Annotated in this window: 24 protein-coding genes and 1 tRNA gene; 8 read left to right on the forward strand and 17 right to left on the reverse strand. The window is 70.1% G+C overall.

Going from position 1 to position 24,844, the window contains the following annotated elements; all coding sequences use genetic code 11:
• Window positions 1-91: 91 nt before the first annotated feature.
• Both pth and AB0P18_RS13685 read right to left on the reverse strand, forming a co-directional pair.
• Window positions 92-676, reverse strand: coding sequence for an aminoacyl-tRNA hydrolase (gene pth / locus AB0P18_RS13680; protein ID WP_363360492.1), 585 nt, complete (start codon window positions 674-676; stop codon window positions 92-94).
• 69 nt (window positions 677-745) lie between these two features.
• Window positions 746-1,390: a 50S ribosomal protein L25/general stress protein Ctc gene (locus AB0P18_RS13685; protein ID WP_363360493.1), complete on the reverse strand. Its 645-nt coding sequence runs from the start codon at window positions 1,388-1,390 to the stop codon at window positions 746-748.
• 275 nt (window positions 1,391-1,665) lie between these two features.
• On the opposite strand from AB0P18_RS13685, the gene AB0P18_RS13690 reads away from it, so the two are divergent.
• Together AB0P18_RS13690 and gndA are read left to right on the forward strand one after the other, a co-directional pair.
• Window positions 1,666-1,791: a hypothetical protein gene (locus tag AB0P18_RS13690; protein ID WP_344054570.1), complete on the forward strand. Its 126-nt coding sequence runs from the start codon at window positions 1,666-1,668 to the stop codon at window positions 1,789-1,791.
• A gap of 82 nt (window positions 1,792-1,873) precedes the next feature.
• Window positions 1,874-3,322: an NADP-dependent phosphogluconate dehydrogenase gene (gene gndA, locus AB0P18_RS13695; protein WP_344054572.1), complete on the forward strand. Its 1,449-nt coding sequence runs from the start codon at window positions 1,874-1,876 to the stop codon at window positions 3,320-3,322.
• Window positions 3,323-3,354: 32 nt separating this feature from the next.
• Here the strand turns inward: gndA and AB0P18_RS13700 are convergent, their stop codons facing one another.
• Window positions 3,355-4,641 carry an FAD-binding oxidoreductase gene (locus tag AB0P18_RS13700; RefSeq protein WP_363360494.1) on the reverse strand — a complete coding sequence of 429 codons (1,287 nt, stop codon included), beginning with the start codon at window positions 4,639-4,641 and terminating at the stop codon, window positions 3,355-3,357.
• An 88-nt stretch (window positions 4,642-4,729) separates the two neighbouring features.
• The gene (corA, locus tag AB0P18_RS13705) at window positions 4,730-5,746 is read right to left on the reverse strand and encodes a magnesium/cobalt transporter CorA (protein WP_363360495.1); all 1,017 of its coding nucleotides are present in this window, start codon (window positions 5,744-5,746) and stop codon (window positions 4,730-4,732) included.
• 57 nt (window positions 5,747-5,803) lie between these two features.
• On the opposite strand from corA, the gene AB0P18_RS13710 reads away from it, so the two are divergent.
• A complete protein-coding gene (locus AB0P18_RS13710) occupies window positions 5,804-6,799 on the forward strand; it encodes an SDR family oxidoreductase (RefSeq protein ID WP_363360496.1) in 996 nt (331 codons plus the stop codon).
• 71 nt (window positions 6,800-6,870) lie between these two features.
• Here the strand turns inward: AB0P18_RS13710 and AB0P18_RS13715 are convergent, their stop codons facing one another.
• Window positions 6,871-7,599, reverse strand: a complete 729-nt coding sequence (locus AB0P18_RS13715) for an ABC transporter ATP-binding protein (protein ID WP_363360497.1) — start codon at window positions 7,597-7,599, stop codon at window positions 6,871-6,873.
• Between the two features lie 64 nt (window positions 7,600-7,663).
• Complete coding sequence (locus AB0P18_RS13720; RefSeq protein WP_363360498.1) at window positions 7,664-9,154, reverse strand: ABC transporter permease; 1,491 nt, start codon at window positions 9,152-9,154, stop codon at window positions 7,664-7,666.
• Window positions 9,155-9,321: 167 nt separating this feature from the next.
• Between AB0P18_RS13720 and AB0P18_RS13725 the strand changes: the two genes are divergently transcribed.
• Both AB0P18_RS13725 and AB0P18_RS13730 read left to right on the forward strand, forming a co-directional pair.
• Window positions 9,322-10,056 (forward strand): response regulator transcription factor, encoded by a 735-nt coding sequence (locus tag AB0P18_RS13725; protein WP_363360499.1) that lies wholly within the window; start codon window positions 9,322-9,324, stop codon window positions 10,054-10,056.
• Between the two features lie 53 nt (window positions 10,057-10,109).
• Entirely contained in the window at window positions 10,110-11,537 is a 1,428-nt protein-coding gene (locus AB0P18_RS13730; protein WP_363360636.1) for an ATP-binding protein, read from the forward strand.
• Window positions 11,538-11,652: 115 nt separating this feature from the next.
• Here the strand turns inward: AB0P18_RS13730 and AB0P18_RS13735 are convergent, their stop codons facing one another.
• The 6 genes from AB0P18_RS13735 to AB0P18_RS13760 form a co-directional block, all read right to left on the reverse strand.
• On the reverse strand, window positions 11,653-13,224 hold the full coding sequence (locus AB0P18_RS13735) for a flavodoxin reductase (RefSeq protein ID WP_363360500.1): 1,572 nt from the start codon (window positions 13,222-13,224) through the stop codon (window positions 11,653-11,655).
• On the reverse strand, window positions 13,221-14,111 hold the full coding sequence (locus tag AB0P18_RS13740; protein ID WP_363360501.1) for an FAD:protein FMN transferase: 891 nt from the start codon (window positions 14,109-14,111) through the stop codon (window positions 13,221-13,223). The genes AB0P18_RS13735 and AB0P18_RS13740 overlap by 4 nt, the downstream gene beginning before the upstream one ends.
• Window positions 14,112-14,118: 7 nt before the next feature.
• Window positions 14,119-14,598, reverse strand: coding sequence for an FMN-binding protein (locus AB0P18_RS13745; protein ID WP_344054589.1), 480 nt, complete (start codon window positions 14,596-14,598; stop codon window positions 14,119-14,121).
• A 118-nt stretch (window positions 14,599-14,716) separates the two neighbouring features.
• Window positions 14,717-15,751, reverse strand: coding sequence for a ribose-phosphate diphosphokinase (locus tag AB0P18_RS13750; protein WP_344054591.1), 1,035 nt, complete (start codon window positions 15,749-15,751; stop codon window positions 14,717-14,719).
• Window positions 15,735-17,204 (reverse strand): bifunctional UDP-N-acetylglucosamine diphosphorylase/glucosamine-1-phosphate N-acetyltransferase GlmU, encoded by a 1,470-nt coding sequence (gene glmU / locus AB0P18_RS13755; RefSeq protein WP_363360502.1) that lies wholly within the window; start codon window positions 17,202-17,204, stop codon window positions 15,735-15,737. The genes AB0P18_RS13750 and glmU overlap by 17 nt, the downstream gene beginning before the upstream one ends.
• A 1-nt stretch (window position 17,205) precedes the next feature.
• A tRNA-Gln gene (locus AB0P18_RS13760) sits at window positions 17,206-17,277 on the reverse strand.
• A 220-nt stretch (window positions 17,278-17,497) separates the two neighbouring features.
• Between AB0P18_RS13760 and AB0P18_RS13765 the strand changes: the two genes are divergently transcribed.
• The 3 genes from AB0P18_RS13765 to AB0P18_RS13775 are packed head-to-tail and all read left to right on the forward strand — an operon-like array spanning window position 17,498 to window position 19,721.
• Entirely contained in the window at window positions 17,498-17,995 is a 498-nt protein-coding gene (locus AB0P18_RS13765; RefSeq protein WP_344054595.1) for a MarR family transcriptional regulator, read from the forward strand.
• Window positions 17,996-18,027: 32 nt separating this feature from the next.
• Window positions 18,028-19,506: an SDR family NAD(P)-dependent oxidoreductase gene (locus AB0P18_RS13770; RefSeq protein WP_363360503.1), complete on the forward strand. Its 1,479-nt coding sequence runs from the start codon at window positions 18,028-18,030 to the stop codon at window positions 19,504-19,506.
• On the forward strand, window positions 19,503-19,721 hold the full coding sequence (locus AB0P18_RS13775) for a hypothetical protein (protein WP_363360504.1): 219 nt from the start codon (window positions 19,503-19,505) through the stop codon (window positions 19,719-19,721). The genes AB0P18_RS13770 and AB0P18_RS13775 overlap by 4 nt, the downstream gene beginning before the upstream one ends.
• 6 nt (window positions 19,722-19,727) lie before the next feature.
• Here the strand turns inward: AB0P18_RS13775 and AB0P18_RS13780 are convergent, their stop codons facing one another.
• From AB0P18_RS13780 to AB0P18_RS13800, 5 genes are all read right to left on the reverse strand, one after another.
• Window positions 19,728-21,524, reverse strand: a complete 1,797-nt coding sequence (locus tag AB0P18_RS13780) for an ABC-F family ATP-binding cassette domain-containing protein (protein ID WP_363360505.1) — start codon at window positions 21,522-21,524, stop codon at window positions 19,728-19,730.
• A 122-nt stretch (window positions 21,525-21,646) separates the two neighbouring features.
• On the reverse strand, window positions 21,647-22,564 hold the full coding sequence (locus AB0P18_RS13785; protein ID WP_363360506.1) for an ABC transporter substrate-binding protein: 918 nt from the start codon (window positions 22,562-22,564) through the stop codon (window positions 21,647-21,649).
• Window positions 22,565-22,598: 34 nt separating this feature from the next.
• Window positions 22,599-23,333: an ABC transporter permease gene (locus AB0P18_RS13790; protein WP_344054605.1), complete on the reverse strand. Its 735-nt coding sequence runs from the start codon at window positions 23,331-23,333 to the stop codon at window positions 22,599-22,601.
• The gene (locus AB0P18_RS13795; RefSeq protein WP_344054607.1) at window positions 23,330-24,025 is read right to left on the reverse strand and encodes an ABC transporter permease subunit; all 696 of its coding nucleotides are present in this window, start codon (window positions 24,023-24,025) and stop codon (window positions 23,330-23,332) included. The genes AB0P18_RS13790 and AB0P18_RS13795 overlap by 4 nt, the downstream gene beginning before the upstream one ends.
• On the reverse strand, window positions 24,022-24,843 hold the full coding sequence (locus AB0P18_RS13800) for an ATP-binding cassette domain-containing protein (RefSeq protein WP_363360507.1): 822 nt from the start codon (window positions 24,841-24,843) through the stop codon (window positions 24,022-24,024). The genes AB0P18_RS13795 and AB0P18_RS13800 overlap by 4 nt, the downstream gene beginning before the upstream one ends.
• Window position 24,844 lies beyond the last annotated feature (1 nt).

The raw sequence follows: 24,844 nt of genomic DNA on the forward strand, positions 1-24,844 counted from the left end.
GAGATTAGGGAACGTAAGCACTTCCACTAAGCCCCGGAGGTTCTCCTCAGCGCAACCCCCGAAACGTCACCAACGTCTCAGCCGGGTACAGCTAGGCCCGCGGCGCGTGATGCTTCTGCTGGGCCGCCAGGAGTCCTTCGTCCACGAGCTGCTCGACGGCGTCCGCGGCGTCGCCGACGAGGATCGGCAGGATCTTGCGCTCGGCCGCGCCGAACGGCTCGAGCACCCAGTCCGCCGGGTCCTGCCTGCCGGCCGGCCGGCCGATCCCGACACGCACGCGCGTGAACTCCGGCGTGTCGAGCGCCTTCGCGACATCGCGGACGCCGTTGTGGCCGCCGTGACCGCCGCCGATCTTGAGCTTGATCGTGTCGAACGGGATGTCCAGCTCGTCGTGGACGACGACGACGCGGTCCGGCGCGATGCCGTAGAACTTCGCGAGCCCGGCGACCGGTCCCCCGGAGACGTTCATGAACGTGTTCGGCTTGGCCAGGATGATCCCGGGACCCCCGGGACGCAGCCAGGTCTCCACGACACGCGCGTTCGCCTTGTGCGCGCGGAAGGTCTCGCCCCGCCGCGCCGCGAGCTCATCCAGCACGAGCTGGCCGACGTTGTGCCGCGTGAGCTCGTACCGCGGGCCGGGGTTGCCGAGCCCCACGATCAGCCATTTGTCCGCCATCGCCGATCCTCTCCTGCCGGGGACGGAAAAAGGGGCGCGGAAACCGCACCCCCTCCCCCGCTGACTGACTTACTCGGACTCGTCTTCCTTGGCCTCCTGGGCCTCCTCCGACTGCTCCGCCGCGATCTCGGCATCCGCCTCGGCGATCTCCGCCTCGGCCTCGAGCGTGTCGACCGGCACCGCGACGGCGACGATGAGCGTGTCGGCGTCGACGACGAGCGCAGCGCCCTTGGGCAGCACCAGGTCGGCGGCGGTGACGTGGGTGCCGTCCTCGAGACCCTCGACGTCGAGCTCGATGCGCTCCGGGATGTGCGTCGCCTCGACCTCGAGCAGAACCGTGTTCGCGTCCTGCGTGGCGACGGTGCCCGCGGCGGGCTCGCCGATGACGGTGACCGGGACGTCGACCTGGATCTTCTCGCCCTTCTTCACCACGAGCAGGTCGATGTGCTCGATGATCTGGTGCACGGGATCCTTCTGGACGTCCTTGACCAGCGTGAGCTGCTGCGTGCCGTCGAGCTCGAGCTCGAGGACGGCGTTCGCGCGACGGATGAGCAGCGCGACCTGGTGGCCGGGCAGCGCCACGTGCACGGGCGTGGTGCCGTGACCGTAGATGACGGCGGGGATCTTGCCGGCGGCGCGCAGGCGGCGGGCGAAGCCCTTGCCGAAGTTCTCGCGCGTCTCGGCGACGACCTTGGTGTCGGTCTCGGTGACCATGGGGTTCTCCTTGCGAAAGGGCGGATCGTCTCGGCGACGGTCCACGCGGTGGCGGGCGGCTGCGGCCCGGGGCAATGGGGTCTGTTTCGACTCGAACGCCTGCGCGTGAGGAAAGCCGGAGCCCGCATCACCGCGTCGATCACGGATGCCGCACGCAGACCTTGCGGTCGGTGCGAGGCCTCCCTCGCCGAAGTTCAATCGCCCAGTCTACCAGCGTGGCCCCGCGCGCCGCACCGCTACGATGAAGAGACCCGCTTCTGCTCCCGGAGGACCCCATGCTCGACAGCCAGACCGCCTCGGCACTGCTCCTCGCGGTGATCGGACTGATCTCCGCCGCCGGCCTCGTCGGCACGGTCCTCGCCTTCTGGTCCCTCGGCCGCGCGAGCTACCGCAAGGACTGACGCTTCGTCACGGAGCCGTGACGCCGACCGCGCAGACTCTAGGCTGGGTGTCATCCCCTGGCGCGAATCATGAGGAGTGCGTGTGTCTGAATCTGTTGCCAACATCGGCGTCGTCGGTCTGGCCGTGATGGGCTCGAACCTCGCCCGCAACCTCGCCTCGCGCGAGGGCAACACGGTGGCGATCTTCAACCGCAGTCACGACAAGACCGACCACCTCGTGCAGGCCCACCCCGAGGCCGGGTTCGTCCCGGCCGCGACCTACGAGGAGTTCGCCGCATCGCTCACCAAGCCGCGGACGGCGATCATCATGGTCAAGGCGGGCGCCGGGACGGATGCCGTGATCGACGCGCTCGTGGACGTGTTCGAGCCGGGCGACATCATCGTCGACGGCGGCAACGCCCTGTTCACCGACACGATCCGGCGCGAGAAGGCGGTCCGCGAGACCGGCATCAACTTCGTCGGCGCGGGGATCTCCGGCGGCGAAGAGGGAGCCCTCCTCGGCCCGTCGATCATGCCCGGCGGCTCGGACGAGTCGTGGGTGACGCTGGGCCCGATTCTGAAGAGCATCGCCGCGGTCGCCGAGGGTGAGCCGTGCGTCACGCACGTCGGGCACGACGGCGCCGGCCATTTCGTGAAGATGGTGCACAACGGCATCGAGTACGCCGACATGCAGCTGATCGCCGAGGCGTACGACCTGATCCGCCGCGGCACCGGCAAGACCCCCGCCGAGATCGCGGACGTGTTCGCCGAGTGGAACCGCGGCGAACTGGAGTCGTACCTGATCGAGATCACCGCCGAGGTCCTGCGTCAGGTGGACGCCGAGACCGGCAAGCCGCTCGTGGACGTGATCCTCGACCAGGCCGGCGCGAAGGGCACCGGCGCGTGGACCGTGCAGACCGCGCTGAACCTGGGCGTGCCGGTCTCCGGGATCGCCGAGGCCGTCTTCGCCCGGTCGCTGTCCTCCCACCCCGAGCAGCGCGAAGTCTCCGGAGACCTCCCCGGACCGGTCGAAGGACTCACGGTCACCGACCCGGATGCGTTCATCGAAGACGTCCGGCTCGCGCTGTACGCCTCGAAGATCGTCGCCTACTCGCAGGGGTTCGACGAGATCCGCGCGGGCGCGGCGGAGTACGACTGGAACATCGACCTCGGTGCCGTCTCGAAGATCTGGCGCGGCGGGTGCATCATCCGCGCCCAGTTCCTCAACCGCATCGCCGATGCGTATGGTCAGACGCCGGACCTGCCCGTCCTGCTCACGGCCCCGTACTTCGTCGAGGCCCTCGGCCGCGCCCAGGGTTCGTGGCGCCGCATCGTCCAGACCGCCGCGGGAGCCGGCATCCCCGCCCCCGCGTTCTCATCCTCACTGTCGTACTACGACGGCCTGCGCGCCGAGCGCCTCCCCGCCGCGCTCGTGCAGGGGCAGCGCGACTTCTTCGGCGCGCACACCTACAAGCGCATCGACAAGCCCGGCACCTTCCACACGCTCTGGTCGGGCGACCGCACCGAGATCGAAGCCGAAGACACCCACTGACCGGGTGATCATCGACGTGCTGCTCGCCGACGTCAGGCGGGCAGCACGTTGTGGTTTCGACGGAAGAGGTTCTGCGGATCCCACTCGCGCTTGACGGCGGCAAGCCGGGCCATCGTCGGCGGAGGGAACACCTTCGCCGCGAGGGCGGCATCCGTGGACGTCGTGAAGTTGCCGTAGAACCCGCAGCCGAGGGCGTCGAGACGCTCCTCCAGGCGCAGCGCGTCCGCGCGACCGGCGACGTCGAGCACTCCGGGGAGGTCGAAAGCCCCGGCCATCGCGAACCACGTCGCGTCGCGTGCCGGGAACGGCGTGTCCTCCTGGGCGACGTCCGCGTACGCGCCACCGAGCGAGCGCAGGAGCAGGACGGACGCGGGATGCCGCTCGCGGAAGGAAACGAGCTCGTCGACGGCCTCGTCACCGAGCTCTGCGAGCAGCGCGTTGCCGCCGACGAAGCCCGGCGGCGGAGCGCTCGGATCCGCGGCGGGCATATCGAGCAGGATGTCGGGATAGCGCGCCACAGCGAGGCTGTCGAAGACGAGGTCGTCGCGGGCGAGAAGCGGCGCGAGCGCGTCGCGCGCCGCTTCCTCGTCGGGCTCTGCCCACACCGCGGTGATGCCCGCGCCCGCGGGTGCGCTCGGGTCCATCGGGGGCACGTCCATGTAGGTCACCGTCAGCTCGCGGGGCGCATCGCGCATGAGTTCACGCACAGCGCGGAGGGCCGCGCGCTTGTCGCCCACGACCCGGCAGGCGGCGAAGACCACGGCGTCCAACGCGTGGGCGCGGAAGTCGAACCGGGTCACGACGCCGAAGTTGCCTCCCCCACCGCGGAGCGCCCACATCAGCTCGGGGTGCGTCTGCGCCGTCACCTCGACCACGTCTCCCGACGCCGCCACCACCTGGGCGCCGACCAGCTGGTCGGCCGCGAGACCCCACGCGCGCACCATCCATCCGATGCCGCCGCCGAGCGTGAGCCCACCGACGCCGACCGACGCGGTGTCGCCGGAGCTGATCCCGAGACCGCGCCCGGCCAGGATGTCGGCCACTGCCCCCCACGTGGCTCCGCCGCCGATCCGCACCAAGTCTCCGACGACCTCGACCGTGCGCAGCCCCGATACGTCGAGGGTCAGCCCGCCGGGGACCGTGCCCCACGCGCTGTGTCCCCCGCCGATCACCGTGATCGGGACCTGCCGAAGGGAGGCCCACCGGACCGCCGTCACCACGTCTTCCACGGATCGGGCCTGCACGATCGCGTCCGGGTCGCCGCTGCCCGCGTGGAAGTGCCGAGCACCTTCCCACGCCTCGTCTGCGCGCGTGATCATTCGCGCCGAGGCCTCTGAACCCATCTCGTCCACCCGCATCGCCCAGAGGCTACTCGCGGGCAGGGACACGCGAAAGGGGTGGCTCGGGTCAGAGCCATCCCTTGCGCTTGAACACCTTGTACAGCGTGAAGCTCGTCGTCGCCATGAGCGCCAACGCCATCGGATACCCGAAGGTCCAGTGCAGCTCGGGCATGTAGTCGAAGTTCATTCCGTAGATCGTGCCCACGAGCGTCGGGGCGAACAGGATCGCGGCCCAGCCGGACACCTTCTTCACCTGCTCGTTCTGGGTGAGGCTGAACTCCGTCATCTCCGCCATCGCGTCGTTCTGCCGCTGTGTCACCAGAGTGGAGTGCAGCAGGAGGGCGTTCTCGAGGATCGTGCGGAAGCTGGCGGAGCGCTCCACGATCCGGATCGCGTGGTCGTGCACGTCGCGGAACGCGCGCTTGACCTCGAGGTCCACCCCGAAGGTCTCGGCATCCACTTGAAGACGCTCGAGGATCGGCACGAGCGGGCCCACCGCACGCTGGAAGTCGATCACCTCGCGCGTCAGGCCGAAGATGCGCCGAGCGACTGCCGGATCGTTCGCGAAGAGCTGGTTCTCGATCTCGTCGATGTCGTTCTCCAGGCCCACCACGACCGGCTCGTACTCGTCGACGACTTCGTCGATGATGCCGTAGAGCACGGCCATCGGCCCGCGCTCGAGCAGTTCCGGTTCCGCCTCCAGACGGTGGCGCACACGAGCCAGATCCGGAGATTCGGCGTGGCGGACCGTCACGACGTAGTCCTGCCCGGCGAAGATGTGCACCTCGCCGAACTCGACCTCCTCCGCCGCGTCGCGATACCGCGCAGGCCGGAGCACCAGGAAGACGGCGTCCCCGTACCTGTCGAGCTTGGGTCGCTGGTGTCCGGTCAGCGCGTCCTCGACGGCGAGCGGGTGCAACGCGAACTCGTCTGCGATCTCGCGCAGCTCGGGTTCGTCCGGCCGATAGAGACCGATCCACGCCATGCCGTGGCGCTCGCTCATCTCCTCGAAAGTCTGGTCCAGCGACGACGGATCGGACGTGCGGTGCCCACCCACATAGATGGCGTTGTCCACGACGGTCATTTCACTCCCGCGGACACTCTACGTCGCGAGCGCGGCGAGATCGGGCACGATGGCACCATGACCCACCAACGCATCCTGTACATCGGCGGAACCGGCACGATCAGCGCGGCGAGCGTACGACGCTCGGTCGCCCTGGGCCATGACGTGACAGTGCTGAACCGCGGCTCGGGCCGCCGCCCGCTGCCCGAGGGGGTTCACGAGCTGACCGCAGACGTGCACGACGCGCGAGCCGTGTCGGCGGCCATCGGGAGCCGCGAGTTCGACGTCGTCGCCCAGTTCCTCGCGTTCACCCCGGAGCATGTGCGCGCCGACCTCGAGAGGTTCGAGGGGCGCTGCGGGCAGTACGTGTTCATCAGTTCGGCCTCGGCGTACCAGAAGCCGCCTCAGCGCCTGCCGATCACGGAGTCGACACCGCTGCGCAACCCGTTCTGGCAGTACTCGCGGGACAAGATCGCGTGCGAGGACGTACTCGTCGACGCGTACCGCGAGCGCGGCATCCCGACCACGATCGTCCGCCCGTCGCACACGTACGACGAACGGCTGATCCCGACGATGGGGCACTGGACGGACATCGCGCGCCTGCGCGCCGGCCAACCGGTGATCGTCCACGGCGACGGCACGAGCCTGTGGACCCTCACCCACAGCGACGACTTCGCGGTCGCCTTCACGGGACTCCTCGGCAATCCGGCGGCGATCGGTGAGGCGTTCACGATCACCGGTTCGCACGCCCCGACGTGGAACCAGATCTACGGCTGGCTCGCGGATGCCGCCGGTGTGAAGGCTCCGGATCTCATGCACGTCTCGTCCGAGGCGATCGCCGCGTTCGCGCCCGCCCTCGGCCCGACCCTGCTCGGCGACAAGGCCCACTCTGCCGTCTTCGACAATGCGAAGGTCACCGCGCTCGTCCCGGAGTTCCGCACGACGATCACCTTCGACGAGGGCGCCCGGCGGATCGTCGAGTACTACGACGCGCATCCAGCCGAGCAGCGCATCGACGCCGACCTGGACGGCGCGTTCGACCGGATGGCGGCGTACGCGCGCAGCGCGGGCTGAGCCGACGGACGTGTCACGAGCGGCCGCCTCGCATGCGCGGCGGCGACCGATCGTGACAGCTCGGCGGGCGCTCAGCGGGTGATCTCGCGCACGGTGCCCTTCTCCAGGCGCAGCCGCCGTCCCGCGCGGCGCGCAACGGCGGAATCGTGCGTCACGACGATGAGCGTCAGGCCCTCCGCGTTCAGGGTCTGCAGCACCGCGAGGATCTCGTCGCGCATGCTCTCGTCGAGGTTGCCCGTCGGCTCGTCCGCGAGCAGCACGCGCGGGCGCTTGACGATCGCTCGGGCGATCGCGACGCGCTGCTGCTGACCGCCGGAGAGCTCGCTCGGCCGGTGATCGGCGCGATCCGCGAGCCCCACGTGGGCGAGGGCCTCCGCGACGCGGCGCGTGCGTTCGGACTTCTCCAGACCCAGCGGCTCCAGCGCCATGTCGACGTTCTCCTGCGCGGTGAGCGTGGGGATCAGGTTGAAACCCTGGAACACGAAGCCGATCTCGTGGGCGCGCAGGCGTCCGAGTTCACTGCGCGTCGCCGTCGCGATATCGGAGCCGGCGAGGACGACGCTGCCGGCCGTGGGCCGGTCGAGCGCTCCGAGGATCTGCAGGAGCGTGGACTTGCCGCCGCCGGTGGGGCCCTGGATCGCGACGAAGTCCCCCTCGCGGATCTCCAGGTCCACCCCGGCGAGCGCCGTGACGACACGACCGCGCTGCGGATAGGTGCGCGTCACGGACTGCAGGCGGTAGAGCGGGGCGGATGCCGGGTCCGGCGTCCGCGGGACGTTCTGCGTGTCGAGCATGGTCATGGTCTCTCCGATCGGTTCTGAGGATTCGTGGGCAGGGTGGGCGGACGGGGTGGACATGGCGGTGTCACCCGACCGACCGGAGGGCCTCGGCCGGGCTGAGCCGGGCCGCCCTCCATCCGCCGAAGGCGCCGGCGACCAGACCGCCGAGGACGGAGATGCCGACGGCCGCGACCACGACCCACAGGGTGAGCGGTGCGCTCAGCACGACATCAGCCGCGGTCGTCTGCGCGGCCAGACCGCCGAAGCCGCCGCCCGGCCCGCCGCCCATTCCCCCACTTGTGCCGCCGACGTCGACGGCCGACGGAGCCGTGGAGATCGTCGGCGCGATCATGTTGACGGCCCAGATCCCGACGAGACCGAGCGCCAAGCCCGCCGCGCCGCCGATGAGCCCCTGTACGACCGACTCGCCGGCCACCTGGCGCACGACACGGCCGTCGGACCACCCGATCGCCTTCAGCGTTCCGAACTCGCGGGTGCGGCGGGAGACCCCCGAGATCGTGAAGAGTACGGCGAGGCCGAGCGCGACGACGAGGACGACGAGCGACAGCCACGTGCCGAGGCTGGTGATGAGGCTCGACGCGCTGGAGAGCGATCCGGAGACCGTCGAGGCGAGGTCGGACTGCGAGCTGACCGTGGCGTCCGGCAGGGCCGCCTCCACGTCCGCCTGCACGGCCGTGATCGCGTCGGCCGAAGCGGCCTGCACGTACACGGTGGAGACGACGTCGTCGACTCCGGCGATCGTCTGCGCGACGTCCAGGGGGATGTAGACGTTCGCCGCGGTGTCGGCCTCGCTCGAGGTCGAGGTCACGAGGCCGACGACTTCGACGTCGGTTCCTCCCACGTCGATCGTGTCGCCGACGGCGATGTCGCTCGTGGCGGCATACGTCGCGTCCAGGACAGCGACGTTCCGGCCGGCGTCGCCGGCCTCCAGGCCGCGACCTTCGGTGACGCTCGCCGCAGACAGCGGGCCGACCGCCGTGGCGCCCGGGTCGATGCCGAGCACCGAGAACGCGTCGACGTCGAAGTCGCCTCCGCCGAAGCCGCCGCCCTGCGCCGCGCCGCCTTGTCCCTCGGGCGCGGTACCGTCCTGCGGCACAGTGGCGTCGTCGGGAGCGGTCCCGTCGGCGGGGCGCTCAGGCAGCTCACCCGAGAACGTCGTGTTCGTGAGCGACAGGGCGCCGGTCGCTGCGGCGACTCCGTCGATGCCGGTGATCGTCTGCACCGTCGACGCGTCGAGAGTGCCGCGCATCGGGTCGGCCATCAGTCGTGACTGGCTGAGGGTGGTGGTGCCGTCGGAGGTCGCACCGTCGTCCTCTCCGAACTCGAACCGAGGTCCGCCGCGCCCTTCCCCCGGCTCAGCGGCGGCGCCCGTCACGGTGAGATCGGTGCCGACGCCGTAGACGGATTCGAGGGCTTGCGCTTGCGCGTCCCGCACGCCCGCAGCGAGCGAATTCACGATGATCACGAGCGCGATCGCGATCGCCATCCCGATCGCGACGATGATCGTCTGCTTCTTGCGGCCGAACAGCTCGCGCCGCAGATACGTCCAGTACATGGGTCTCCTCCTGACGGCCGGTCGAGCCGTTCGAGACGACGCTAGGGATGCCGCCGATGCACAGCGTCAGCGCGGCATATGGAAATGCGATGAGCCGCAGACCGACTCACAGCACACGCATAGCCGGCTCCATAGGAAGGGCATAGGAACGTGCGCACAATGGACGCATGGCCACTCCTGCTTCCGCCCCGGCTCTGCGCCGAATCGACGGCTCCGCCGTCCGTGTCCTCGTCGTCGACGACGAACAGATGCTCACCGATCTGCTGTCGATGGCACTGCGCATGGAGGGGTGGGAGGTGCGCACCGCGAGCTCCGGTCTGCAGGCGCTCCAGGCGGCGCGTGATTTCGCGCCCGACGCGATGGTGCTCGACATCATGATGCCGGACCTGGACGGGATGGCGGTGCTGCAGCGCCTGCGGCAGTCCGGCAACGACGTCCCCGTCCTCTTCCTCACGGCCAAGGACGCCGTGGGCGACCGGGTCGCCGGCCTCACCGCCGGAGGCGACGACTACGTCACGAAGCCGTTCAGCCTGGAAGAAGTCGTGGCGCGCCTGCGCGGACTCATGCGTCGCGCGGGAACCGCGCAGTCGGCCGAGTCCGAGCCGATCCTCCGGGTCGGCGATCTCAGCCTGAACGAAGACAGCCACGAGGTCGAGCGCGGCGGCGTCGCGTTCGAGCTCACGGCCACCGAGTTCGAGCTGCTGCGCTTCCTCATGCGCAACCAGCGTCGCGTCGTGTCCAAGGCGCAGATCCTCGACCGGGTCTGGAACTACGACTTCGGCGGACGCTCCAGCGTCGTCGAGCTCTACATCTCCTACCTGCGGAAGAAGATCGATCAGGGCCGCGAGCCGCTCATCCACACCGTGCGCGGCGTCGGCTACATGATCAAGGCCCCTCAGTGACCTCAGCCGCCCGCGGCCGATCACGCCGCACCTGGAGCCTGCAGACCCGGCTCATGGCGACCGTGATCGGCATCGTCTCGCTCATCCTCGTGATCGTGGCGATCGCGACGAGTGCGGCCCTCGGGCGTGTGCTCGAGCAGAACCTGGACAACCGCCTGGAAGAAAGCGCCCGACAGGCGGGCCGGGCGCTGCAGATGAATCAGTTCCCCAACGCGACGCAGGACGCGGTGGACGTCTTGAGCCAGGGTCCGCAGGAGCCCGGCTTCCTGTTCATCGCGCAATCCGCACAAGGGAGCATCTCCGGTGCGTACATCGACAACGAGGGCGACGTCGTACGTCTGACCTCTTCGCAGATCGCACGGATCGGCGATGCGATCAGCCAGGGCGGGTTCACGACCGTCTCGCTGGGCGACGGCATCGGCGACTATCGCATCCGTCTCGTCACGGGCGACAGCTTCGTCGGCATCGCGGGCCTTCCCGTCATCGAGGTGCGCAGCACGATCGCCCAGACGCTCACGACGATCGCGCTGGTCACCGCCGGTGGCCTGCTGCTGCTCGTCGCCGCGATCGCGCTCGTGATCCGCGCCGGGCTGAAGCCGCTGCGGGTCGTCGCGGACACCGCCACGCGGGTCGCCGCACTGCCGCTGGCCGAAGGCGCCGTATCGATCACCGAGCGCGTGCCGGACGACGAGACCGACGAGCACACCGAGATCGGTCGCGTCGGCCACGCGCTGAACACGCTGCTCGACCACGTCGGACAGTCCCTGGATGCTCGGCAGCGCAACGAGGAGCGCATGCGCAGCTTCGTCGCGGACGCGAGTCACGAGCTGCGGACGCCGCTGGCGTCGATCCGGGGCTACTCCGAGCTGTCGCTGCGTGATCCCGCGCTGAGCGAGACGACCGAGTCGTCGCTCGAGCGCATCCAGGCGCAGTCGATCCGGATGACCGCTCTCGTCGAGGATCTGCTGCTGCTCGCGCGCCTGGACGAGGGGCAGGAGCTCGTCTACGGCACGGTGGATCTGTCGCGGCTCGCGATCGAGGCGATCGCCGACGCCACTCCGGCGGGGCCGGACCACGGATGGGAGCTGGATCTCGACGAAGAGCCCGTCGTGGTCACCGGTGACGCCGCACGCCTGCACCAGGTGGTCGGCAATCTTCTCGCGAATGCGCGCACCCACACGCCGGCCGGAACCGCCGTGACGCTGAGCCTCCACCGCGACGGTGCGGATGCCGTCCTCCGCGTGCACGACGACGGCCCGGGCATCGATCCCACGATCGCCGACGAGCTGTTCGAGCGCTTCTCGAGGGCGGATCGGTCACGGGCGCGCAAGACGGGCGGCACCGGACTCGGACTCTCGATCGCCCAGGCGATCGTCGTCGCCCACGGCGGCTCGATTACCGTACGAAGCACTCCCGGATCCACGACGTTCGAGGTGCGGCTGCCGCTGGCCCCCGAGACGCCGGACGCGGCATCCGTCTGACCCGGATCAGGTGATTTGGCTGACGCAGGACGATGTGGGCCGCAATCGGCCTGCGTGCGCCGAATCTCCTGATCCGGGCGTGACCGTGACGGCGAGGATCACTAGACGGTGACGATCAGTAGCCGCTGAAGGCGTCCGTCGTGAGCGAGCGCGCGCGCTCGAGGGCGGGGGCGAGATCGGCGATGAGCCCGGCCGGACCCGAGATGTACGCATGGCGCGCGCCGATGTCGGGCACGACCTGCAGCAGTCCGTCGGCGTCCAGACGCACGCCGCGCGCCCAGTGCCAATGGCGCGACAGATCGCGGGGCTCGTCGCGGGTGAAGACGATGACCGGGATGCCGGATGCCTCCAGCTCATCGCGGAAGGCGAGTTCGGCCGCCTCGGAAGCGACGTACACGAGCACGATGTCGCGGTCCTCCTCCGCCAGTCGCACGTGCCGCAGCTGGGAGACGAACGGAGTGATGCCGATTCCGGCCGCGACCATGAGCACGGCGCTCGTGGCCTTCTTCGGCAGCACGAAGTCTCCCCACACGCCGGTGACCGCGAGCGTGTCGCCCTCCCCCACCCGCGCGAGGGCCTTCTTGTACGAGCTCTGCGTCTGCGCCCCGGGAGCCTCACGGAACGCGACCGTGAGCGAAGGCAGGTCTTCCGGCGCCGAGGCGATGCTGAACTCCCGCCTCGTGCCGCGGGCATCGGCGTGGCGATGCGGCACGTCGAGCTCGAGGTACTGGCCCGGAACGAAGGACAGCGGCCGGCGGGTCCGGAAGGTGAGCGACTGCACGGTGGGCGTGAGGTTCTCGCGCGACGACAGCGTGAGCTTCACCGCCGAGCGCGTCGAGAACGCGAACACGAACGCGAGGAGATTGCCGACCAGCAGCGCGCGCTCCTGGCCGAGACTGATCTCCCCGAGGTCGATCGGCCACCCCGCGAGGATGCCGACGAGCGCGGCGACGGTGAACTGCTGCCAGCGTCGCGGGGGCATCGTGAGGGGCTCGGAGAGCATGAACGCACCGAGGAAGAGGAACGGCGATGACCACAGCACCGAGAAGAGCACCGTGACCGTGTCCACCTCGAGGCCGGCCTGCTGGTACTGGGTCGCGACACGGGCGACGCCCACGGCGACCGCGACGAGGAGGAACACCGCGATCACGCGCACCTTCTCGGTCCGGATCAGGACCGCGAGCCCGAAGAGGATGACCGGAGCCGCGAGCACCGGTGTACCCACCCACCACGAGGACGCCCCCAGCGCCGGCAGCGCGATGCTCACGAGCGTCAGGACGGTCGCGCCGACCGCGGCGGGGTTGAAGATGTGGCGTCCCCGCCAGGCCAGGACGTACTTCGACAGCGATGCGACGGCCGCGCCGAGCGCGAGTCCCGCGAGCCCCGCAGGATCCAGCGTCGGCCGCAGGACGAAGAGCAGGATGCCCGCGGTGATGAGCGAGGATTCCACACGCCACGGCAGGCGCACGACCGCTTGGGCGGCGGCGTCCGTCAGCACGCATACGAGGGCGAGGACCACGGCGGACGCGAGGAGTTCGAGCGGGGTCGGCGCGACGAGCCCGAAGAACGACACCGCGAGGGCCACGAGGGCGAGCGCAGCGAGGGCGTACAAGGCCAGCCGGTACATCGAGACGCGCCCGAGCACCGCGAAGACGCGGTTCCACAGCGAGGTGAAGGTTCCGATCACGTGAACAACTCTGCCTTACTCCCGGGAGACCACTCCACGCGGCCGTCGGTGGTCATCCGCACCCAGTCGATCCCCCACTCGGCGGCCGACTCCGGACCCCCCTCGAAGAACAGCGCGGTCGCGATGGCGTCGGCGCGCATCGCGGGGTCCGGGATGCCGCACGGAGCGATCGCCCAGGTCGCGGAAATCGTCCGCACGGGCTCTCCGGTGCGCGCGTCGAGGACGTGGTGCAGGCCATCGCCCCACGCCCGCCGGTTCGTCGCGGAGGCGCAGAGCGCGGCATCCGCCACCTCGACGACACCGATCGCGCGCCGCGAGTCGTACGGGTGCTCGAGCGCCACCCGCTCGGCCGTGCCCGCCACGATGAGGTCGCCGCTCGCGTCGACGACGAACGGACCTGCGACGGACGCGGCCACCTCGGCGGCGACCTTGTCCACCAGGCGGCCCTTGCCGAGTGCGCCGACGTCGATCAGTTCCGGCCCGTCCAGCTCGAGGGCGCCCTGCTCCCAGCGGAGACGGTCACGCCAGTCCCGCGGGGCAGGTCGCGCCCCCCGGTCGACGAACGCGTAGGCGGCGTCGTATCCCCGCACGGCGAGCGAGGCGCCGACGAGGGGATTGACCGCTCCCCCCGTGGCGGCGTCCAGTACGGCGTACGCGTCGAGCATGCGCGCGGCGTCCGGCGGCGCGGGCGCAGAGCCACCGCGGCGGGCCAGGCCGCTCACGACCGAGTCCGCCCGGAACCGCGACCACTCCCGGTCGAACCGATCGATCACCGCGTCGATCCGGCCGCGGGCGGACTCATCCAGGGGCTCGGACGTGTCGATCTGCCAGCCGGTCCCGATCGCGTCGAAGCGCCACGTCGAGAACGGCCCCGATGCGCCGCTCACCGGAGGGTCAGGACGCCTCGGACTTGATCGTGTCGATCGCCTCGTTGAAACCCCCGCTGGTCAGCGAGGATCCGGCGACACGGCTGACCGAGATCTCGTCGATGTCCTTGCCGACCACGACATCGGCGATGCCGCCGATGAACTTGCTCTGGTACTCCTCCGACTCGCGCTTCTGCGGGTCGCCCGTCACGTCGACCGCCGTGATGACGTCGTCCTCGAGGGTGACGGTGACGACGATCGTCTCGACCGACTCCGGCGTCGCGTAGGACCCCTCGGCGGTGTAGGTGCCGTTCTGATACGTGCTCGATCCGGATGCCGCCTCCGACGCGCTCGGCGACGAGGACGACTCGGGCTCGGCTGCCGGCGCGTCGGTCGTCGGATCGGCGGCGGGGGCCGTGCTCGCACAGCCGGCGAGCGCGAAGGCGCCGGCGACGCCGGCGGCGGCGACGGTCATGCGGACGGGGCGGGGTACGGCGGTGCGGATCATGGGGGTCCTCCTCGAGCGACGCCTGGGAGGTTCCACGCTATCCGGGCCGCCCGCGCCGGAACGACCGTTCCGCCTCAGAAGTCCCTATGAATGCGCGCGCATGCAGTTGCCGCTGTCGTCACGCCGCTCCGTCGAACATGCTCGTGACGGAGCCGTCCTCGAAGACCTCGTGGATCGCGCGGGCGAGCAGCGGGGCGATCGGAAGGATCGTCAGCGACGGGAAGCGCTTCTCGGCCGGGATCGGGACCGTGTCCGTGACGACGACCTCGTCGATCGCCTCGGACTGGAGGCGCTCGGCCGCCGGGTCACTGAAGATCGCGTGCGTCGCCGCCACGATGACCCGCTCCGCGCCGTTCTTCTTCAGCGCCTCGGCGGCCTTCACGATCGTGCCGCCGGTGTCGATCATGTCGTCCACGAGGAGGCACACCCGGCCGTCGACCTGGCCGACGATCTCGTTGACGGTGACCTGGTTGGCCACGTTCGGGTCGCGGCGCTTGTGGATGATCGCGAGAGGGGCGCCGAGACTGTCCGACCACGTGTCCGCGACACGCACCCGACCGGTGTCGGGCGAGACGACCGTGAGCTTCGCGCGGTCCTCCGTCGACAGATTCTGCTCGAAGTACTCCAGCAGCACGGGCTTGGCGAAGAGGTGATCGACGGGGCCGTCGAAGAAGCCCTGGATCTGCGCGGCGTGCAGGTCGACGCTCATGACCCGGTCGGCGCCGGCCGTCTTGAGCAGGTCCGCCACGAGGCGGGCGCTGATCGGCTCGCGTCCGCGGCTCTTCTTGTCCTGGCGAGAGTACGGGTAGTAGGGGGCCACGACCGTGATCCGCTTCGCAGAGGCCCGCTTGGCGGCATCCAACATGATGAGCGTCTCCATGAGCCACTCGTTCACGGGCGGACCGAAGCTCTGGATCAGGAAGAAGTCGCACCCGCGGATGGACACCTCGAAGCGCGTGAGGATCTCACCCGAGGCGAACGTGCGGTACTCGGTCGGGACGAGCTCGGTGCCGAGCGCCGCGGCGACGTCCGCCGACAGGTCGGGGTGCGACCTGCCGGAGGCGACGACCAGACGCTTCTTGGTCTTGGCGACCAGTCCGGGGGCGATGTCGTTCGCCCGGTCCAGGACGACCGTCTTATTCTTGCGCGCCATCGTCCGCTTTCTGTGCGGACCGGGCTTTCGCGGCAGCGTCGGCCGCCGCGGTGCCCGGTCGGTTCGTCTCGACCCACCCCTCGACGTTGCGCTGAGGGGCCACGCTGAGCGCCAGGGCACCGGCGGGCACATCCTTGCGGATCACCGCTCCGGCCCCGGTCTTCGCGCCTTCACCGATCCTAACGGGCGCCACGAACACGTTGTGCGAGCCGGTGTGCACCTCGTCGCCGATCTCGGTGCGATGCTTGGCGATGTCGTCGTAGTTCGCGGTGATCGCGCCCGCTCCCAGGTTCACGCCGGTGCCGATCGTCGTGTCGCCGATGTACGACAGGTGCGGCACCTTGCTGCGCGCGCCGATCGTGGAGTTCTTGGTCTCCACGAACGTGCCGATCTTGCCCTTCTCGCCGAGATACGTGCCGGGGCGCAGATAGGCGAAGGGTCCGACGGTGGCACCGGCACCGATGACCGCCAGGGTCGCGTCCGTCCGCGTGACGGTGGCGTTCTCCCCCACTTCGCAGTCGACCAGGCTCGTGTCGGGGCCGACCGTCGCTCCCGCGGCGATCGCGGTGGAGCGGAGGATGTGCGTTCCCGGGAGCACGGTGACGTCCGGCGCGAGGCTCGCCGTCACGTCGATCCAGGTGGACGCCGGGTCGAGGATCGTCGCGCCCTCCAGCTGCCAGCGACGCACCGTCCGGGCGTTGAGGAGGCGGGCAGCTTCCGAGAGCTGCACCCGATCGTTCACACCGAGCGCTGCTGCGGCATCCGACGCCTGCGAGATGCCGACCGCGAGCCGCGAGTCCCGGAGAAGGCCGACGACATCGGTGAGGTAGCGCTCGCCCTGCGCATTCGCGGTGCCGACGAGCGAGAGGTGCGCGCGCAGCGCGGGCGCCTGGAAGACGTACACCCCGGCGTTGATCTCGGTGATCTCCGCCTCGGCATCCGTCGCGTCCTTCTGCTCGACGATGCGCTGCACGCCGCCCACGGAATCGCGCACGATCCGGCCATAGCCGGTCGCGTCCGCGACGACGGCGCTCAGAACGGTCGCCGCCGCACCGCTTGCGCGGTGCGCACGGACGAGGCCGGCCAGCGTCTCGTCGTCCAGGAGCGGCACGTCGCCGCTCAGGACGAGCACATCGCCCGAGAAGTCGGGTACCCGCTCGAGGGCGACCTCGACGGCTCGGCCGGTGCCCGGGATCTCGTCCTGGTCGACCACGAGGATCTCGGGCGCGATGTCGAGGACGGCGTCGGCGACGAGGTCGCGTTCGTGGCGGACGACCACGAGGATGTTCGCCGGCTCCAGGTTCCGCGCGGTGTCCAGCACGTGCCCGAGGAGCGGTCGACCCCCGATGCGGTGCAGCACCTTCGGCAGGGAGGACTTCATCCGGGTGCCCTGTCCTGCGGCGAGGATGATGACGGCGAGTTCCGGCGCGTCCGTGCTGTGCGTGTTCGACATGCTCCGCCGCCAGGATTCGAACCTGGACCTAACAGCTCCAAAGGCTGTCGTGCTGCCGTTACACCACGGCGGACCACGGCCCCGGCATCCGCCCGGACCGCGCGTCAAGTCTGCCAGACGGTTGCACCCGCACCCCTGTCGCGCGGCTCGTGTGGAAGCACGGGGAGATTTCGGCTCGGCCGGGCCGTCGCGGAGTCGCAGCGTGCGATTTCTCGCCGGTGTTTCACGGCGAGACGGCGTGCGGGCCCCGGGGAGGCGCACGGCGGGCTCGGCGACCCCGGGATAATGGGCGCATGGGCCACGAGAGCGACGAAGTCGACCGGATCGTGCAGGCGTGGATGGCCCAGCGCCCCGACCTGGACTTCTCGCCTCTCGAAGTCCTCTCGCGCGTGGACCGGCTCTCGCGCCACCTCGACCGCGCCCGCCGGGACGCGTTCCGTCGCAGCGACCTCGAGCCGTGGGAGTGGGACGTGCTGTCGGCGCTCCGGCGCGCCGGGGAGCCGTTCCAGCTGAGCCCCAAGGCCCTCCTGCAGCAGACGCTGGTCTCCAGCGGCACGATGACGAACCGCATCGACCGGCTCGTGGGCCGCCGCCTCGTGCACCGCGAGGCCGACCCGGACGACGGGCGCAGCATCCTGGTCACGCTGACCGGGGACGGGCGCACGCGGGTGGATGCCGCCATCACGCGTCTCGTCGACGCAGAGGCGCTGCTGCTGGACACACTCTCGCGGTCGGACCGGGACCGCCTCGCGAGCCTGCTGCGCAAGCTCAGCCTCGGCTTCGACACCTGAAGCGGGGCCGCGCGGGCCGGATAGAATTCCGTGTGCCCTCCGTCGATGACTCTTCCGCCGTCCCCCCGAGCGGCATCGACCCCGCCGAACTGGAGGTCACCCTCCGCGTCCTCGGCCGCCTGCACGAGGTCGACGAGACGCACCCCGACTACGTCACGGTCCGTCGCGCGACGGCCGCCATGTTCAAGTCGGCCAAGAAGGAGCGGCGGCTCGCGAAGCGCGCCGAGATCGCCGAAGCCGACCGCGCGGTGATCGCCGCCACGGCGACCGGAGCGCCCGACCGGATCGACGACGAGACGCGGGGCATCCCGCTGGAGACCCGCGCGACCGCGCCGACGGCCGGCACCCTGCGCGTCGCCCGACCGTGCTACATCTGCAAGCAGCCCTACACGCAGGTCGACGCGTTCTACCACCAGCTCTGCCCCGCGTGCGCGGCGTTGAGCCACGCCAAACGCGACGCGCGGACGGACCTGAGCGGAAAGCGGGCCCTGCTGACCGGCGGTCGCGCCAAGATCGGCATGTACATCGCACTGCGGCTCCTTCGCGACGGCGCGCACACGACGATCACCACGCGCTTCCCTCGCGACGCGGTCCGGCGGTTCTCGAGCCTGCCGGACTCCGCCGAGTGGATCGACCGCCTGCGCGTCGTGGGCATCGACCTGCGCGACCCGGCCCAGGTGATCGGGCTCGCGGAGTCCGTCGCAGAGCAGGGGCCGTTGGACATCCTGATCAACAACGCGACCCAGACCGTGCGGCGCTCCCCCGGCGCCTACCAGCCGCTCGTGGATGCCGAGCTCGCGCCGCTGCCCGACGGTCCGCTGCCCGAACTCGTGACGTTCGGGCACACGAATGACGCGCACCCTCTCGCGCTCGCGCAGTCCGTCAGCGCCCACCCGATCCTCGCCGCCGCCGCCGCGAAAGCCGAAGAGCTCACCGAGCAGGCCATGGCCGCGGGCTCCAGTTCGCTGGACCGCCTCGCCGCCGGCACCGCGATCGACGCGGGCGGACTCGTCCCGGACCTCCACGACGTGAACTCGTGGACGCAGCACGTGCAGGAAGTGGACCCGCTCGAGATGCTCGAGGTGCAGCTCGCGAACACGACCGCCCCGTTCCTGCTCGTGTCCAAGCTCCGGCCGTCGATGGCGGCGAGCCCGGCGCGGCGGAAGTACGTCGTGAACGTCAGCGCGATGGAGGGCGTGTTCGGTCGCGGCTACAAGGGTCCCGGGCATCCGCACACGAACATGGCGAAGGCCGCGGTGAACATGCTGACGCGCACGAGCGCGCGGGAGATGTTCGAGACGGACGGCATCCTCATGACGAGCGTGGACACCGGATGGATCACCGACGAGCGACCGCATCCGACGAAGGTGCGGCTCGCCGAAGAGGGCTTCCACGCACCCCTGGATCTCGTGGACGGCGCCGCACGCGTGTACGACCCCATCGTGCGCGGCGAAGCCGGTGAGGACGTGTTCGGGGTTTTCCTGAAGGACTACGCGGTCGGCAGCTGGTGACGCACTCCGCGGACTTCCTGCGCGGCATCCCGATCGGCACACGCGTCGTGGCGCGCTACCTGCTGCCTGACGGGAGCGCGACGGACGCGCTCGGCGAGCTCCGCGAACGGGATGCCGTCAGCGTCGTGATCGAGACGCGTCGGGGGCTTCAGCGCGTGGGCTTGGCGACCGTGATCGCGGCGAAGGCCGTTCCCCCGCCCCCGCGCCCGCGCTGAGGCGGATCAGACGAGCTCGGACAGCTCCAGCCAGCGCTCCTCGAGCTGAGACACCTCGGTCTCGAGCTCACGCAGGGTCGCCGTCTGCGCGGCGACGCCGGTGTAGTCGTTCTGATCGTGTTCGGCGATCTTCACGTGCGCGGCGTCGATCAGCGTCGCGAGCTTCGCGAGCCGTCGCTCGATCGCACCGACCTCCTTCTGCGCGGCGCGCAGCTCGGCGCCGCTGAGACCGGTGGACGCGGGGGCTGAGGCCGAAGCGGATGCCGCGGCGGCGGCATCCGCCTGCTCTTCCTGCCTGTGCCGCAGGCGGAGATACTCGTCGACGCCTCCGGGAAGGTGCCGGAGGCGGCCGCCCAAGATCGCATACTGCTGGTCGGTGACGCGCTCGATGAAGTACCGGTCGTGCGAGACGACCAGGAGCGTCCCCGGCCAGGAGTCCAGCAGATCCTCGATCGCCGCGAGCATGTCGGTATCGAGGTCGTTCGTCGGCTCGTCGAGGATGAGGACGTTGGGCTGGTCCAGGAGCACGAGCAGGAGCTGCAGGCGCCGCTTCTGACCGCCGGAGAGATCCTTCACGGGAGTGGAGAGCTGGGCGCTCGAGAAGCCCATGCGCTCCAGAAGCTGCCCGGGGGTCAGATCCTGCGCCTTGGATCCGGTGCCGAACGTGTAGGTCGTACGGAGGCGCTCGAGGACGACCCGCACGGGATCGTCCAGATGCGCCTCGAGCTCGTCCAGGCGCTGCGTGAGGGTGGCCACCTTCACGGTCTTGCCGCGCTTGACCCGCCCCGACGTCGGCTGGACGGTGCCGGCCACGAGCCCCAGGAGGGTCGACTTGCCCGCGCCGTTCACCCCGAGGATGCCGGTGCGCTCGCCCGGCGCGATCCGCCATTCCACGTCGGTGAGGATGGGACGCTCGTACGCGACCGAGACGTCCAGGAGGTCGACGACGTCCTTGCCGAGTCGCGAGACGGCGAGCGAGCGGAGGGCGACGGGGTCGCGGATCTCCGGGACGTCGGCGATGAGCGCGTTCGCCGCGTCGATGCGGAACTGGGGCTTGGAGGTGCGCGCGGGCGCTCCACGCCGCAGCCATGCCAGCTCCTTGCGGGCGAGGTTCTGTCGCTTGGCCTCGGAAGCGGCCGCCATGCGGTCGCGCTCGACGCGCTGGAGGATGTACGCCGCGTAACCGCCCTCGAACGGTTCGACGATGCGGTCGTGCACCTCCCACGTGCGGGTGCAGACCTCGTCGAGGAACCACCGGTCGTGCGTGACGACGAGGAGCGCCCCGGAATTCGGCGCCCAGCGGCGCTTGAGGTGCTCGGCGAGCCAGGCGATCGCCTCGACATCGAGGTGGTTGGTGGGCTCGTCGAGCATGAGGACGTCATGGTCGCCGATCAGCAGCTTCGCCAGCGCGACGCGGCGCCGCTGACCACCGGAGAGGTCGGAGATCGGCGCGTTCCAGTCGAAGCCCGAGAGCAGGCCCGCGGTCACGTCGCGCACCCGCGGATCACCCGCCCACTCGTGCTCGGGAAGATCGCCCACGACGGCGCGGGCGACCGTGTCGCCATCGTCGAGCGTGTCGCCCTGGTCGAGCACACCGACGCTGACGCCACGGCGGACGGTCACGCGACCCCCGTCGGGCTCGAGTCGCCCGGCGAGCATCGCGAGGAGGCTGGACTTGCCGTCGCCGTTGCGACCGACGACGCCGATGCGGTCGCCCTCGTCGACGCCGAGCGAGACGGAGTCGAAGATGATGCGCGTGGGGAACTCGAGTTGCAGGGCCTCGGCCCCGAGAAGATGTGCCATGTCCCTCCCAGGGTAGTCGGCCGCGAAAAGCCGCGAGACTGCAACGGGCGTCCGAGACTGAGGGGATCACCCGCAGTCTCGGCGCTCCGCTGCAGTCTCGCGGAAGGGCCGTCAGGGCCGGATCAGATCAGGCCGTTCTCGGTGAGCCAGGCCGTCGCGATGTCGGGCGTGGACTCCTGGTCGACCGTGCTCTGCACGTTCAGCGCAACCAGACCCTCGGGAGTGAGCGCCGCGCTGATCTCGTTGATGATCTCGGCCGCACCGTCGGGCAGCTCTCCGCTGACGACCGGGACGACGTTCGAGGCGAGGAACAGACCCTCGGGGTCTTCGAGCACGACGAGGTCGTCGGTCTGGATGCGGGGGTCGGCCGTGTAGACGTTCGCGACCTGGATCGTGTTCGCCAGGAGCGCCTCGACCGTGGTGTCCGCGGTCGGGGAGAACGCGACGGTCACACCGTACGTGTCCAGGAGCCCGGTGGGTCCGTAGGGGCGCTCGGCGAGCTCGGGTGCGCCGCCGAGGGTGAGCGGGGTGGTCACGTTCGCGAGGTCGCCGATCTCGACGAGCGAGTTCTCATCGGCGAACGCCTTCGTCACGGTGTAGGAGTCCTGGTCGGTCGCGGTGGACTGGTCCAGCACGCTCAGGCCCTCGGGCAGCGCGTCGGGCAGCGCCGCGTACACCTCGTCGGCGGTGCGCGCCGTCGTCTCGGGGTCGAAGAACTGCAGGAGGTTTCCGGAGTACTCGGGGAACAGGGTGATCTCCCCCGCCTCCAGGGCGGGGATGTACGCGTCGCGCTGACCCGCGTTGAACGCGTCGCGCGACACGTCGAAGCCGGCGTTCTCGAGCGCCTGTGCGTAGATCTCGGCGATGATCTCGTTCGAGTAGTACGCCTGCGAGCCGATGACGATCGTCTCGCCCCCGGCCGCGGGAGCCTCGGTCTCGGGCGCGAGCGGGTCGCTGGAGGCGCAACCCGAGGCCACGAGTGCGACGCCGGTCAGGATGGCCGCGGTGAAGGCGACCTTGGACTTGTTGATGGTGAACATGGTTCTTTCCTCTGTGTGTGGTGGTGCAGGACTTTCAGGATGCGGCGGCAGCCGTGGTGCGTGCGGATGCCGATCGCCGGGGAGCGGAGTGGTGGGTCTGGGCGGCGCGGATGCCCGCGGGGACGGATGCGCGCTGCAGGAGGGCGAACAAGCCGTCCAGGACGAGTGCGAGCGCCGCGACGAGGAGCGCGCCGCCGAGGACGATGTCGAAACGGCGCAGCGGGATGCCGGCCAGGATGTACTGCCCGAGCCCGCCCAGGTTGATGTACGCGGCGATCGTGACCGTGGCGACGACCTGCAGCGTCGCCGACCGCAGGCCCGCCACCAGCAGCGGCAGACCGAGCGGGACCTCGACGCGCCAGAGCACCTGCCACGGCGTCATCCCCATCGATCGGGCGGCGTCGAGCACTCGACGGTCGATCGCCTCGAACCCGGTGTAGGCCCCGGCCAGGATCGACGGGATCGCCAGGAGGACGAAGGTGATGATCGCAGCCTCCGTCGTGCGGAGCACTCCGAGCAGCAGGAAGAGCAGGATCAGCAGGCCGAAGGACGGAATGGCGCGAGCCGCACCAGAGATCGCGACGGCGATGTCCCGGCCGCGCCCGGTGTGCCCGATCAGCCAGCCGAGCGGCACGGCGATGAGCGCGGCGATCAGGATCGACAGGAACGTGAACCAAATGTGCTGCGCGAGCGCCACCGGGATCGGTGCGAGGCCCGCCCCGGGGTCACCGGAGAAGATCCACGCGATCGCATCGCCGATGAGGTTCACGCGACCCTCACCTCCAGCGGCAGGTTCGCCCGGCGCGCACGCCGGCGCGCGGCGCGGGACGGCGTCTTCGACCACGGCATGAGCGCGCGCCCGATCAGGACGAGCAGCAGGTCGATCACGAGCGCGATGAGCACCACCGCGACGATGCCGGCGAGCACCTCGGCGATGATCCGCCGCTGCGAGCCGTTCGTGAAGAGGTAGCCGAGGTTCGTCACGCCGATGAGCGCGCCGACGGTCGCGAGGGCGATCGTGCTGACGGCGGTGACTCGGAGCCCCGCGAGGATCACCGGCCCGGCGAGGGGGAAGTCGACCGCCCAGAACCGCCGCCCCGCGCCGTACCCCATCGCCGTCGCGGACAGCCGCACGGCGGGGTCGACCGAGCCGAGTCCGTCCGAAACCGACCGCGTCATGAGCGCGATCGCGTAGATCGTGAGGGCGAGGATCAGGTTGACTTCGCTGAAGATCGGCGTTCCGATCAGAACGGGGAGCAGCGGGAGCAGCGCGAGCGAGGGGATCGTGTACAGCAGACCCGTGACGGTGAGGATGCCGCCTCGCGCGGCCCGGTATCGCCAGGCGAGCCACCCGAGCGGCACGGACAGCACGAACCCGAGGATGATCGAGATGATCGACTGCCGCAGGTGCACCAGCGTCAGCTCCCAGATCAGATCCAGGTTGTTCGCGACCCAGTTCATCGGGCGTCTCCGACGATCGCTCCCTGGGTGCGTCCCTCGCTGTCGACCACCACCGCGCCGCGGTCGGTCTGCTTGATCGTGAGTGCCCGCGCGCCGCGGTCGACGCCGATGAAGCTCGCGACGAAGTCCTCGGCGGGATTCTCGATGATCTCGCTCGGCGAGCCGACCTGTGCGATGCGGGCGCCCTTCTGGAGGATCACGACCTGGTCGCCCAGGAGGAACGCCTCGTCGATGTCGTGCGTGACGAACACGACGGTCTTGCCGAGTTCTCTCTGCAGTCGGATGAGCTCCTGTTGCAGATCGGCGCGCACGATCGGGTCGACCGCGCCGAACGGCTCGTCCATCAGGAGGATGTTGGGGTCGGAGGCGAGTCCGCGGGCGACGCCGACGCGCTGCTGCTGACCGCCGGACAGCTGGCTCGGGTAGCGGCCGGCCAGCGAGCGGTCCAGGCCCACCGTGTCGAGCAGACCGAGCGCCTGCTCCCGGGCCTTCTTCTTGGGCACGCCGCTCAGCACCGGCACGGTGGCGACGTTGTCGATCACCGTGAAGTGGGGCATGAGCCCGGAGTTCTGCATGACGTAGCCGATGCTGCGACGCAGCTTGACGGCATCCTTCGCCAGGATGCTCTCCCCGTCGATCGAGATATCGCCGCCGGACGGCTCGACCATGCGGTTGATCATGCGCAGCAGCGTCGTCTTGCCGCAGCCGGAGGATCCGACGAAGACCGTCGTTTTGCGCGACGGGATGATCAGATGGAAGTCCTCGACCGCGCGCGTGCCGTCGGGGAACTCCTTCGTGACGTTCGAGAACTCGATCATG

Origin of the sequence: Microbacterium sp. NPDC064584 (genome assembly GCF_040687315.1) — a bacterium.
Lineage (GTDB): Bacteria > Actinomycetota > Actinomycetes > Actinomycetales > Microbacteriaceae > Microbacterium > Microbacterium lacus.